Annotated in this window: 12 protein-coding genes; 10 read left to right on the forward strand and 2 right to left on the reverse strand. The window is 58.6% G+C overall.

Annotated features, from left to right (window positions below; all coding sequences use genetic code 11):
- Positions 1–84: 84 nt before the first annotated feature.
- The 7 genes from AC244Q_RS32440 to AC244Q_RS32470 all read left to right on the forward strand — a co-directional run bounded on the left by AC244Q_RS32440 (position 85) and on the right by AC244Q_RS32470 (position 7,373).
- Positions 85–1,443, forward strand: coding sequence for an extracellular solute-binding protein (locus tag AC244Q_RS32440; RefSeq protein WP_020487142.1), 1,359 nt, complete (start codon positions 85–87; stop codon positions 1,441–1,443).
- Positions 1,444–1,456: 13 nt separating this feature from the next.
- Positions 1,457–2,422: an ABC transporter permease subunit gene (locus tag AC244Q_RS32445; protein WP_206641104.1), complete on the forward strand. Its 966-nt coding sequence runs from the start codon at positions 1,457–1,459 to the stop codon at positions 2,420–2,422.
- A gap of 2 nt (positions 2,423–2,424) precedes the next feature.
- Positions 2,425–3,345, forward strand: coding sequence for an ABC transporter permease subunit (locus AC244Q_RS32450; RefSeq protein ID WP_128407264.1), 921 nt, complete (start codon positions 2,425–2,427; stop codon positions 3,343–3,345).
- Between the two features lie 28 nt (positions 3,346–3,373).
- On the forward strand, positions 3,374–4,102 hold the full coding sequence (locus tag AC244Q_RS32455; RefSeq protein ID WP_128407278.1) for a glycerophosphodiester phosphodiesterase family protein: 729 nt from the start codon (positions 3,374–3,376) through the stop codon (positions 4,100–4,102).
- A gap of 3 nt (positions 4,103–4,105) precedes the next feature.
- Positions 4,106–4,828 (forward strand): HAD family hydrolase, encoded by a 723-nt coding sequence (locus AC244Q_RS32460; protein WP_128407263.1) that lies wholly within the window; start codon positions 4,106–4,108, stop codon positions 4,826–4,828.
- A 124-nt stretch (positions 4,829–4,952) separates the two neighbouring features.
- A complete protein-coding gene (locus AC244Q_RS32465) occupies positions 4,953–5,681 on the forward strand; it encodes an SDR family oxidoreductase (protein WP_128407262.1) in 729 nt (242 codons plus the stop codon).
- 54 nt (positions 5,682–5,735) lie between these two features.
- Entirely contained in the window at positions 5,736–7,373 is a 1,638-nt protein-coding gene (locus AC244Q_RS32470) for an FGGY-family carbohydrate kinase (protein ID WP_128407261.1), read from the forward strand.
- Between the two features lie 48 nt (positions 7,374–7,421).
- Here AC244Q_RS32470 and AC244Q_RS32475 read toward each other — a convergent pair whose 3' ends face one another.
- The gene (locus AC244Q_RS32475; protein ID WP_012760148.1) at positions 7,422–8,033 is read right to left on the reverse strand and encodes a L,D-transpeptidase; all 612 of its coding nucleotides are present in this window, start codon (positions 8,031–8,033) and stop codon (positions 7,422–7,424) included.
- 501 nt (positions 8,034–8,534) lie between these two features.
- On the reverse strand, positions 8,535–9,305 hold the full coding sequence (locus AC244Q_RS32480) for a FadR/GntR family transcriptional regulator (protein ID WP_012760147.1): 771 nt from the start codon (positions 9,303–9,305) through the stop codon (positions 8,535–8,537).
- A 240-nt stretch (positions 9,306–9,545) separates the two neighbouring features.
- On the opposite strand from AC244Q_RS32480, the gene AC244Q_RS32485 reads away from it, so the two are divergent.
- The 3 genes from AC244Q_RS32485 (at position 9,546) to AC244Q_RS32495 (ending at position 13,146) form a co-directional block, all read left to right on the forward strand.
- Complete coding sequence (locus tag AC244Q_RS32485) at positions 9,546–10,526, forward strand: substrate-binding domain-containing protein (protein WP_012760146.1); 981 nt, start codon at positions 9,546–9,548, stop codon at positions 10,524–10,526.
- Positions 10,527–10,597: 71 nt separating this feature from the next.
- Positions 10,598–12,124: a sugar ABC transporter ATP-binding protein gene (locus tag AC244Q_RS32490; protein ID WP_012760145.1), complete on the forward strand. Its 1,527-nt coding sequence runs from the start codon at positions 10,598–10,600 to the stop codon at positions 12,122–12,124.
- A 14-nt stretch (positions 12,125–12,138) separates the two neighbouring features.
- Entirely contained in the window at positions 12,139–13,146 is a 1,008-nt protein-coding gene (locus AC244Q_RS32495) for an ABC transporter permease (protein WP_012760144.1), read from the forward strand.
- The last annotated feature ends 1 nt before the right edge of the window (position 13,147 follow it).

Here is a 13,147-nt window from a genome sequence, read left to right on the forward strand (position 1 = left end):
TGTTTTCATCGCCACCTTGGGAGGGGTTGATCGGCGCTGGACGTGCCGGTCGGCGAACACAACGGCAATGGAGAGGAAAGCGAAATGACGACAGAATTTTCGATGGGCGCTCGCATAGGACGGAGATTCCGGTCCTTCGCGGCAGGCGCTGCTCTTATGACGCTCGGATTGGCAAATGCAGGCGACGCCAGTGCAGCTGATCGCGTCAAGATCGAGTGGTGGAACGCAGCAAACGGCCGCCTGGCCGAGATCACCAAACAGCTGATTTCGGACTTCAATGCCTCGCAGGACAAATATGAGCTCGTTGGCATCAGCAAAGGCAATTACGAGGAAACCATGGCGGCGATGGTGGCTGCCTATCGCGTCGGTCAGCAGCCCGTGCTTATCCAAGCCGCCGAGCGAGGCTTTCTGACCATGTATAATTCCGGCGCCATCATCCCGGTGCCGGAGCTTATGGAGAAGGAAGGCTACAAGATCGACTGGGGCAATTTCATCGCTCCGGTCGCGGGCTTTTATCTCGTTGACGGCAAGCCGGCGGCAATGCCCTTCAACAGCTCGACACCGATCTTCTGGTACAATGCCGATCACTTCAAGGCAGCCGGCTTCGACAAGCCGGCCGAGACCTGGCAGGAACTCGACAAGCAGTTGCACGCTATCAAGGAGAAGGGAATTTCAAAGTGCCAGATGGCGCTTGCAAACGACTTCTATTGGAGCCTGATCGAGAACTACGCCGCGATCCAGGACCAGCCTTACGGTACCAAGGCAAACGGCTTCGGTGGTCTCGATACCGAATTCATCTTCAACAAGAGCCCGCTGATCGTCGGCCAGGTGACACGCCTCAAGACGTGGCTCGACGATGGGGTCCTGCAGATCGCCGGGCAAGGCCTCTCACCCGACCAGCTGTTTACCTCTGGCAGTTGCTCGACCTATGTGGCCTCGACCGCGGCGCATGCCGCTGTTGAAAGCGGTGCGAAATTTCAATGGAGCGCGACGTTCCTACCGCATGAGGAGGGCATCGAGCCTAAGAACAGCACCATTGGCGGCGGAGCGCTTTGGGTGTTGAAAGGCAAGTCGGACGAAGAATACGCAGGCACTGCGGCCTTCTTGAATTTTGTCGCCTTGCCGAAGACACAAGTCTGGTGGAGCAAGCAAACCGGCTATGTCCCGGTGACGAATGCCGCCTACGAAGAGGCCAAATCCGAGGGCTATTTCAAGGAGCATCCGACCCGCGAGGTCGCCATTCTCCAACTCACGCGCGGCACGCCAACCGACAATTCGCGCGGCTTCCGCTTTGGCAATCACAACCAGTCGATGGCGCTTCTGGTTGAGGAGATCCAAGGCGTGTGGACCGGACAAAAAACGCCGCGGGAGGCACTGGATGCTGCGGCGGCCCGCGGAAACCAGATCCTTCGGCAGTATGAGCAGCTTCATGCAGCAAAGTAAGACCCTCGGAGAGATGGGGGGCGCCACCCGGCGCCTTCGCATCCCGCACGCTCTTTCGGCGGGCCGCCTGATCGCGCCGTCGTCGGATGCTGGATTGAAGTCCGCTCACTTCAACAGGCCGTGGCTCGCCTTCGGACTTGTCGCGCCGCAGCTGCTGATCCTGTTGTTCTTCTTTTTCATACCGTCTTACAAGGCACTGTCGTTGGCCTTCGTTCAGGTCGACCCGTTCGGCGGCACGCAAATCTTCGTCGGGCTGAAAAACTTCTACAATCTGTTCGCAAGTCCGGAATATCGAAGCAGTGCGCTATTCACCCTCTGGTTCACCCTCGCACAGAATGTTGCAACGCTTGTGCTTGCAGGTCTGTTTGCATTCGCAACCGATTTCGTGGTCAGGGGCAGGGGAATTTATAAAAGCATAATCCTTCTGCCCTACGCGATCGCCCCGGTGATTTCAGGCGTGATCTGGGCCTTCCTGTTCAATCCGGCGGTCGGGCCGGTCGCTCAATTTCTGCATGGGCTCGGTTTCGAATGGGACCCGAACCGGCGCCCTTTCGATGCGCAACTCCTGGTGACCATCGCGTCGGTTTGGAAGAATGTCTGCTATGACTATATCTTTCTCGTTGCCGCATTGTTGGCCGTGCCCGTTTCGCTTCTGGAGGCGGCAAAGCTCGATGGCGCAAGGCCGGTCCGGCGCTTCTTCACAATTTCGCTTCCCCTGATCTCACCGACGATCTTCTTCCTCGTGGTGATGAACTTCGTCTACGGACTGTTTGAAACCTTTGGCATTATCGACGCGGTCACGCGCGGTGGCCCGGCAGGCGCAACGAACAGCATGGTCTACAAGGTTTATCAGGACGGCTTCGTGCAACTGGACCTCGGGTCGTCGGCCGCACAATCCGTGCTGCTGATGTTCATTGCCATCCTGTTCACCATCGTTCAATTCCGCGCCCTCGAGCGCAAGGTCAATTACCAGGTGTAATCATGCCCGAACGTCATCTTGGTCTTTCGATCTTCTGCCATGCCATACTGCTGATTGGCGCGATCTTTGTCTGCCTTCCTCTCTACTTCGCTTTCGTCGCCGGTTCATTGACGTTGCAGGAGGTTCAGCAGGCACCGTTCCCGGTCTTCCCAGGTCGGCATTTTCTCGAAAACCTTGCCGCCGCCTGGCAGCAGGGCGAGTTTTCGCAGTTGTTTTTGAATTCGATCATCGTCACTGCCGGCATCGTGATCGGAAAGCTGGCGATCTCATTGATTGCAGCATTTGGCGTGACCTATTTTCGCTTCCCGTTTCGCATGACGGCATTCTGGCTTATTTTCGTGTCGCTGATGCTTCCGGTCGAGGTCCGCATCATCCCGACCTATGAAGCGGTCGCCGATGCCGCCGGACCGCTACGCTGGTTGGCAGGGTCGATCGGTCTTTCCGGTGTCGTTGAGGGGCTCACCGGATACAATATCGAAGCATCCCTGAAGTGGAACATGGTCAACAGCTACGCCGGCCTGATCCTGCCGCTCATCGCCTCTGCTTCCGCAACCTTCCTTTTCCGGCAATTCTTCCTGACCGTTCCCGATGAACTTTGCGAGGCGGCCAAGCTCGATGGAGCCGGCCCGCTGAAATTCTTCAAGGACATTCTCCTTCCACTCTCGAGCGCCAATATCGCGGCCCTGTCGATCATCCTGTTTCTCTATGGCTGGAACCAGTATTTGTGGCCGCTGCTTTTCACGACGGACAAGGAGATGGGAACCGCGGTCCTTGGGCTGAAGCAGCTCGTTCCCGTCTCGGACTCAGCGCCTGCCTGGAACATCGCGATGAGTGCAGCACTTCTCGTCATGCTTCCGCCTGCGGCCGTCATTCTCTTCATGCAGCGCTGGTTCACCAAGGGACTGGTGGACTCAGGAAAGTAACATCCCGAATTTCAAGGATAATCAGACAATGGTGCATATCATCGGCCACCGCGGTGGTCGCAATCTCTGGCCCGAGAACAGTCTTTCGGGCTTTCGTAAACTCGCGCAAATGCCTGTAGACGGTGTCGAATTCGACATCCATCTGACGCGCGCGGGGGAAGTGCTTGTCATTCACGACCCGACGCTGGAGCGAACGACAGATGCGGACGGGCTGGTCGCCGACCTTCACCTCGGCGAAAATCGCACGGTGCGCCTCAAAGAGAGCGACGGGGAGACCATTCCCACATTGGAAGAGGTCCTCGCCGTCTTCAAGGACACGTCGCTCGAGCTTCATATCGAATTGAAAACCAATGCCGACGGAACGCCGTATGAGGGGCTCGCCGCCAAGGCAGCCGCCGCGGTCGACCGTCTTGACTTGGCGAAGCGGTCAATTCTCACCAGCTTTCATTCGGACGTGCTCGTCGACATACGCAAGGTTGCTCCGCATATCCGCACCTTGTCGTCGTTCGATTCCAAGTCGGCCGAGCGTCTCGGTCTGATCAACGGTCTGAAGTTACTCAACGAATGCTCAGATATCATCGCTGTCGAGAAGTCATTGCTTACGGCACAATGGGAGCAGATTACCGAACTCGTGCCGGTCGAGCGGCTTGGAGCCTGGGTCCCAAACGACATCGGCGATCTTGAAAACTGGCTTGCCAAACCGATCCGGCAGATCACCACGGACCGGCCGGATCTCGCATTGCAGGCGCGGAGGTGAGACATGCTCGATAACCGCGTCGATTACCCCGGTATGCCGGACCGCCAAGCCTTGGAAAGCATTGATCTCGTGATCTTTGATTGCGATGGCGTGCTGATTGATAGCGAGCCGATCGCCAGCCGCACATTGGCGGAAACTCTGCAAGGTGCCGGCATTGCGATCACCGCCACAGAGGCTCATCTCAAATTTACCGGCAATTCAGAAAGCATCATCGGCGAGATGTGCCGGCGCGATTACGGGATTATCGATATCCCCGAATTGTTTGAAACATGGCACCAGAGTCTATTCGAAGAGTTTTCACGCTCGCTGTTGCCGATCCCCGGCATTGCCGATGTCGTCTACGGACTTCAGCGACCAAAATGCGTTGCGTCAAACAGCACGATGCAGCGGCTTCGCAAAAGCTTGGGCATATTGGATCTGTGGAGCGCATTTGGAGAGGAGGTTTTCAGTGCCGAAGCCGTCGCCCGGCCGAAGCCCGCGCCCGATCTCTTGCTGCACTGCGCGGAGCGTTTTCGAGCCCGTCCCTCCAGATGCGTCATGATCGACGATAGCAGTCATGGCGTGGCGGCAGCCGTTTCCGCAGGAATGACGGCCGTCGGATTTGTCGACCCGGCTGATCCGAGACCTGACCGGCATGCGGCATTGATGACAGCTGGAGCATTTGCCGTTGCCATGGGGGCGGAACAGCTTGTCGCCATCCTGGAGGATATCGGAGGCACGCTGTGACGGGTTTCCGCCCCAAAAGGGTTTCCATTCCTGATCTCACCGAATGGCGTCTGGTTCGGGAACGAACCCTGCCCCCATGTCAGCCACGGACGCGCCCTATCTGCATCTGCAAGGAGTATTCCTCATGACTGATCTCATGAAAGGCAAGGTTGCCACCATTACGGGCGCCGCGTCGGGCATCGGATTGGCTTGCGCCCGGATCCTCCATGGCGAGGGGGCAACAGTCGTGCTCATCGACCGGGCGGAGGATAAACTCGAAGCTCTTTGCAGGGAGATCGGTTCAGGTGCTCTGCGGCTCGTCGTCGACCTTCTCGATGGAGAGCAGGTCTCTGGCATACTGCCTCGCATTCTCGAAACGGCCGGCGGGCTCGACATCTTCCATGCCAATGCCGGCGCCTATATTGGCGGTCCTGTTGTCGATGGCGACCCGGATGCCTGGGACCGCATGCTCAATCTCAATATCAACGCGGCCTTCCGCTCGGTCCATGCGGTGCTGCCGCACATGATTGCCCAGAAGTCCGGCGACATCCTGTTTACGAGTTCGATCGCGGGCGTCGTGCCGGTCGCGTGGGAGCCGATCTACACAGCCTCGAAATTCGCAGTTCAGGCCTTCGTCCATTCCACGCGCCGGCAAGTGGCGCAGCACGGCGTGCGCGTCGGTGCGGTGCTGCCAGGACCTGTCATCACGGCCTTGCTCGACGACTGGCCGAAGGCGAAAATGGAGGAAGCGCTGGCCAATGGCAGTCTGATGCAGCCGCAAGAAGTGGCCGACGCCGTCCTTTTCATGCTGTCGCGGCCGCGTAATGTAACTGTCCGCGATCTGGTGATTCTGCCGAATAGCGTGGATCTGTAAACACAGGCCCAGACTGCAGTTAGCTTGATCCTTGCCGACTTCAAAGGAGAGACCATGAGCGACACATCTCGCACGCCGCAAGCAGATGCCAAACATGTCATCGGCGTCGACGTCGGCACCGGCAGCGCCCGCGCCGGCCTGTTCGACCTGACTGGCCGGATGCTGGCGTCCGCCAAGCGGAATATCACCCTGTTTCACGAACCGGGTTCGATGGTTGAGCAATCGAGCACCGAGATCTGGGCGGCGGTTTGCGCGGCAGTGCGCGAGGTGGTTTCCTCGGCCGGGGTCGATCCGGCGTCCGTCATGGGGCTGGGGTTCGATGCCACCTGTTCGCTCGTCGTCCTTGGCGAAGGCGGCAAGCCGCTTCCCGTCGGACCCTCGGAAGATCCGAACCGGGACATCATCGTCTGGATGGACCACCGAGCCGTGCCGCAGGCGGAGCGCATCAATGCGCTTGGCCATGACGTCCTGCGTTACGTCGGCGGCCGTATCTCGCCTGAGATGGAAACGCCCAAGCTTCTCTGGCTGAGGGAAAATCGCCCTGAGGTTTTTGATGCCGCATGGCAATTCTTCGACCTTGCAGATTTCCTGACCTGGCGGGCGACCGGCGATCTGTCGCGTTCGACCTGCACGGTCACCTGCAAGTGGACCTATCTCGCCCATGAAAAGCGCTGGGATGGCGATTATTTTCATCAGATCGGCCTCGGCACGCTCGCCGACGAAGAGTTTGCCCGCATCGGGCAGGCTATCGTCGAGCCCGGTTCGGCCCTCGGTCGAGGACTGACCGCGGCTGCAGCCGGCGAGCTCGGCCTGAAGCCGGAAACGCCCGTCGCTGCCGGACTGATCGACGCCCATGCGGGCGGAATAGGAACCGTTGGCATCGGTACCGATCCACAAGCCAATCTGGCCTATGTTTTCGGCACTTCCTCCTGCACCATGACATCGACAGCTGAACCGTCTTTCGTGCCCGGCGTCTGGGGGCCTTATTATTCGGCCATGGTGCCAGGACTATGGCTGAACGAGGGTGGCCAGAGTGCGGCAGGCGCGGCGATCGACCAACTGCTCTCCTTCCATCCGGCTGCCGCGGAAGCGCGGGAGCTTTCGAAGAGGGCGGGCGTTCCGCTGCCGGTTCTGCTCGCAGATATGGCCGCCCGAAAGGCGGGCCGTTCTTCCGACGCCGTCATGCTTGCGAGCGGACTGCACGTCGTTCCCGAGTTCCTCGGCAACCGCGCGCCCTTTGCCGATCCGCATGCCCGCGCAATCATTGCTGGTCTCGGGATGGAGGACGATATCGGCAGCCTGGTCTCTCTTTACGTGGCAGGGCTTTGCGGTATCGGCTACGGCCTCAGGCAGATCATCGAGACGCAGGTCGATGCGGGCGTTACCATTGAAAACATCGTCATCAGCGGTGGCGCCGGCCAGCACGATTTCGTTCGCCAGCTGCTTGCCGATGCGAGCGGTAAGCCGGTCATCGCGACAAAGGCTGAGGAACCGGTGCTCCTGGGGGCCGCCATCCTGGGCGCTGTCGCCGGCGGTCTGTTTGCGGATGTACGCGAAGCGATGACGACACTCTCGGCGGTCGAAACGACATTCCTGCTATCAGAAGGGCCGATCCCTCATATTCATGACAAGCGTTACGAAGGGTTCAAGGAACTTCAGGCCCTGGCGCGCAAGCTGCGTATCGAGAGTTAGATTCCAACGCCAATCCGCAGAGGTCCATCAGCGATCGATCGGCTACAGTTAGCGCCGAACGATGACCTTCGTTCCCGGCTGCACGATCTCGTAAAGCTCTTCAACATCTTGACGGTACATTCGAAAGCACCCGCTCGACGCGTTGGTGCCGATAGACGAGGGGTCGTTGGTGCCGTGGATGCGCAACAGGCCATCGGCGAGATAGATCGCGCGGGTTCCAAGCGGATTGGCGGGGCCGGGCTTCACCACCGCTGGAAGCCGAGGGTTCTTCTGCCGCATGCTGGCCGTGGGTCGCCATTCAGGATGCGCTCGCTTCGACACGATCCGCGTAGATCCATACCATTGCTTGCCCTCACGGCCGACCGCGATGGGGTAAGCGAATTGCTCGCCCCAAGGGGTGGTGTAAATGAGCGTATGCTCGCTCGTCACGATTTCGATGGTTCCTTTTGCACGTCCTGTCGGCGGTTGCATGCGATCATGCAGGGGCTCTTGATAGGGAGGCGCTGGATCGTAATCGAGTGGTGGCGGATAGGGGCTGTATGGATCGTCGTAACCGGATCCGTCAAAGTCGTCATATCCGTCATACGGCCCATAGATCTGGGCTTGAGTCTGAAAGACCGTCAGCAAAAAGGCCGCAGCCACGAGAGCCAGCAATCTCATCTTGTCGCCTTCCGCTTGTTGAACAAGCTTGATTGGGCTGAATTCTGTGGCGGCACTATGACTGCTCGCCGAAGGATCTTGAAAAGCTATTGCCGCTGATAATGCTGCGGTAGCTCAACCGGTCGGCTCCGGCATCGAGGAACTGGCTGAGACCGATCCTCGTCCGCCTCCATCAGGAGGCACCGGATGTCGACCCGATTGCCACCGCGCTTTACGATGGCCTCCTGGCTCTTGCCACAAGACCGTGAGCTCAGCGACAGTCAACGGAGGTACAGCGTCACGTTGCGGTGATTTCGCTTCGTACTCAAGCGCTAGCAGGTGCGACGATCGTTTGGGACAGCGACCGCCGTCATTGCCGCAACTATGATCGCCTCCTGAATTAGAGACGACAGACCGATGAACAGGGCTTGGGATGGGAGCGAAGGCCTCCCGTGGCGGCGCCTGCATGCTCGCGCGTTGAATCCAGCTTCTCCCATCGCTGAGCGAAGCACTCTTGTTGCCTTAGCGGCTCCCTTTGTTCTTTCGAAGCGCGTCCGTTATTTCCGCTCTCGCAACGCCGATCAAGGTTTCCATCGCCTTTCTGGCTGCGACTGGATCGCGAACGCGTATCGCTTCCAGAACGTCCTGGTGCTTTTGAATGGCCTGTTCGTGAGACTGACTGGCGCGGTTCGTGAGGCGAAAGCTCGCAAGGAGGGCGGCACGAATGGCGCTCGCAAACTGCCTGAAGACCCAGTTACCACTGGCATTGATGATCGCTGTGTGGAACTCAAGGTCCGCCCGGCTCCATTCCTCGTTGTCACGGGCGTTTGCATCGACCATGTCCTCGAATGCCTGGGCAATTCGGGCCAGCTGTTTGGCGGTTGCCTTTGTTGCCGCATGCTCCGCAGCGGCGGGTTCGAGCAAATGACGGGCGTCGATCAGTGACGTATAAAAGGACTCATCGCCACCGAGGGAAAGCATTACGTCAAGAACGAGCGGATCCAGGTAGTTCCAGTTTTCTCGCGGAAGCACCGTGGTTCCGGCTCGGGTTCTGGACCGGATCAACCCGATTGCCGATAGATACTGCATGGCTTCGCGCAACGTCGTTCTGCTGACGCCGAATTGATCGGTCAGGTCCGCTTCATTGGGGAGCGTAGAACCCTCAGGCAACGCGCCGGAGACAATCCGTTCTACGAACTTGGAGAGCAATGCCTCGCGAACGGAACGCTTGCCGCGAGATGCGATCTCGATGCCCCCGTCGGTGAGCTTCCACTCGTTGCGTGAGATTGTCACTGGCTGCCTCCCATAACCCCTATTGCGGCTTATCCGAAACTTGCGACGACCGGAAACTCTTTTTCAGGCCTTGTTTCTGTGCGCCGCGTCAATTGGGTTGTAGCACACGAAAAGAGCCGCCCGCCATATCTTTAAAAAAATAAATCCTATTTATATTGACAATAATCATACCTAACTTAAATTCGCCTGGTCGGTTGGCTCCGCCATGGAGCCTGTCGTTGAAGATAACGGGAGGGAGCAATGAAGCTCATCGTACGCGCCGCGATCCTGGCGCTCACCACAATTGCTGGATCACATGCCACGTCAGCTTTCGCGCAAGACAAGGACCTGAAGGTCGGCGCCATCTACATGGATGCTCAGGGGTTTTATGCAGGTGTTCGCAAAGGCATCCAGACCGGCGCGAATGATGCCGGCCGCAAGCTGGACATCGTCGAGACCAACGCTCAGGGTGATGTAAGCAAAGAATCTTCGTTCATCGACTCTCTGATCTCGTCGGGCGTGCAGGCCATCATCGTATCGCCTGTCTCCGCCGATGGTTCGAATCGCGCGATCCGCCGCGCTCATGAAGCCGGCATTCCGGTCGTCTGCTACAACACATGCCTCAACGACGCCGACATGAAGGAATATATCTCGGCCTACGCTGTCGGCGATCCCTATGATTTCGGTCACAAGCTTGGTGATGCTGCAGCCGACTACTTCATCGCGGAAAAGAACGATGCGCCGAAGATCGCCGTCCTTAACTGCGAATTCGTGGAGGTGTGCGTGACTCGCCGCAAGGGCTTTGAGGAGGCACTGAAGGCAAAGGTCCCAGGCGCACAGATCGTCGCAAACCAGGAAGGCGCTGTCCTTGACAAGGCGGTTTCGGTAGCAAGCACGATGCTGTCGTCGAACCCTGATATCGATGCCTTTTTCGGCGAGGCAGGTGGTGCAACACTCGGTGCCGCTCGTGCGGTAAAGAGCCAGGGTAAGACCGGAAAGGTTGTCGTCTTCGGTGGCGACATGACGACCGAGATCGCTCAGGAGCTGGCCGACTTCACCGTCATAAAGGCCGTTGTCGATATCTCCGGCCAAGGTCTCGGGAAGCTTGCGCTCGCTCAGGCCATCAAGTCGATCGACGGGCAACCGCCGGAAGGCATCAAGGTTGCCTACAACATCGATCTCTACAAATCTTCCGAAGACGGCAAGGCGTGGCTGAAGGCCCACTCCGACGGCATTCCGTAAGCTCACCTCCCAAGTCACGAGCGTCGAGGCCGCCGGACGACCGGCGGCGCCTTTTCGAAGGTGGAAATTGAATGACACAGACATCGCGAACGGCCGAACTCGCTTCCCATCCGATCGCATCGATTGCGGGGTGCACACGTCAATATCCTGGCGTGCTAGCTCTCGACAACGCATCGTTTTCAGTAGCGGCCGGAGAGGTGAGGGCGCTACTTGGCAAGAACGGCGCGGGCAAATCGACGCTAATCAGACTCCTCACTGGAGCTGAAATCCCCGATAGCGGAACCGTGATGATCGACGGCGAGGAACTGCGACACTCGGGATCCAGCCGCGCTCAGGATGCATTCGAAAAGGGTGTTCGGGTCGTCTACCAGGAACTCAGTCTCGTTCCTGGCATGACGCTTGCGGAAAACCTATTCCTTGGCCGTTGGCCGAGGAAGGGCGGTGTCATCCAATACGCCGACATGGAAGCGGAAGCATCCGCGGCCATGCGACGACTAGGGCTCAACCGTACCCCCAATGCCCTGGTTGCAAGCCTGAGCCCGGCTGAGCGCCAGCTCCTCGAGATTGCTCGCGTCCTCCTTGGACGGCCGAAACTCGTCATTCTCGACGAGCCGACCAGTTCGCTTGCGGCCGCCGAAGCCGAGAAGGTGATGGCGGCGGTGACCCGCATCGCTTCGGAAGGCATCGCGGTCATTTATGTCAGCCATAGAATGAACGAGATCCGCCAGATTGCGCATTCAGCCACGATCATGCGCGATGGGCGCATCATCGATACTGTCGACGTCAAGGGCGCCGATACTCGAGAGATCGTTCGGCTCATGCTTGGCGCCGAGGCTTCAAAGGCAGCGGCATTGGACAATCGAAGCCAAGAGAACACCGTTCTGGAAGTTCGAGACATCGCCCTGGCGCCCAAGCTGACTTCCGTTTCCTTTCAACTCAGGGCTGGAGAAGTGCTCGGGATTGCCGGGCTTCTAGGCTCCGGGCGGACAGAGCTCCTTCAGGCAATCATGGGCGTCCGCTCCTACGATCACGGGCAAGTCCTCGTCGACGGTCAGGCCGCTCAACCCGGCCGGTACAAAAGAATGATTGCCATGGGCTTCGCCTATACGCCCGAAAGCCGGAAAGAAGAGGGGATCGTTCCTCTTCTCGGTGTCGACGAGAATACGCTTTCGACAAATTTTGCCGGCGTCAGCAAGCACGGAACCCTATCTGCCAAGATGATGGCGGATGCCACCCGCAAGGTGATCCAGCGCCTGCATATCAAGACAGCCCAGACGAACACCCCGATCGGCACGCTGTCGGGCGGAAACCAGCAAAAGGTCGTTATCGGCAGATGGGTTTACGCCAACAGCCGCGTCCTGCTCCTAGACGAGCCCACCAGAGGCGTGGACGTCGAAGCGAAGGCTCAGATCTACGCCATCATTCGTCAGCTTGCAGCGGAAGGGCGGAGCGTGATCTTCGTTTCCAGCGAGATTGAGGAACTGCCGCTCGTCTGCGATCGAGTGCTGGTCCTCAGGGACGGGACCCTCAAGGAAGAATTCAAATCACCCAAGATCGATCAGGACGCCTTGATGGCCGCCTGCATCGCCGGACATTGAGGGAGAGACGCGATATGTCACTCGACCAGACTGCAAAGTCGGAATCGGCGACCGAAGGAACAAGATCTCGTTTCTCGTTGTCGCAACATATGAACGAACTCAGTTTGTTCGTTGCGATCGTAATACTCTACGTCGTTTTTACAGCCACCGCGAACGGTTTCCTTTCGTTCAATAACCAGATCAATATCCTCCGAGACGCGGCTACGATCGGGATCGCTGCGTGGGCGGCTACGCTCATTATCATTGCAGGTGAAATCGACGTCAGCGTCGGTCCGATGGTGGCGTTCATTTCAGTCGTGCTTGCGTTTCTGCTTCAGTGGGGCGTTCCGACTCCGATCGCCTTCGCGCTTGCGATTTTGGTCGGTGCTATGCTTGGTTCGATCGCCGGAGCTCTGCGAGCATACTTCGATGTCCCGTCCTTCGTTGGCACGCTCGGTCTGTGGAGTGCTCTTCGCGGGACTGCATTGTTCGTGACCGATGCGCTGCCCGTTTCTATCGGTCGCAACGATACCCTGGACGCCCTTGATCGTTCGTTTCTTGGCATTCCGCCTGCCGCAATCATCATGCTGATCTTGTTTGCGGTGTTCACCTTCATCAGCCGAAAGACACCTTTCGGCAGGTCCGTTTTCGCAATCGGCGGTAATGCTCACGCAGCGTTTCTGAGCGGCATCAGTGTTTCCAAGATACGCGTCGCGCTGTTTGCGATCGCCGGTGCAATGGCGGCAATTTCCGGTATTCTCCTGCTCTCACGACTAGGATCGGGCAACGCGACCGCAGCGACCGGCCTCGAGTTCGACGTTATCGCAGCAGTCGTGGTCGGAGGAACTTCGCTGTCTGGCGGGCGGGGCTCGATGCTTGGCACGCTTCTGGGCGTGCTCGTTATCACCCTCATCGGTAACGGCCTTGTCCTGCTTGGCATCAATCCTTTCTTCCAGCAGGTTGTGCGCGGTCTGATCATCGTCATCGCGGTGCTCGCCAACATCCAGGCGATCAAGCGCAGCATGTCCCGTAACAAGAGCTGAT

The organism is Rhizobium sp. CB2179 (genome assembly GCF_057653455.1).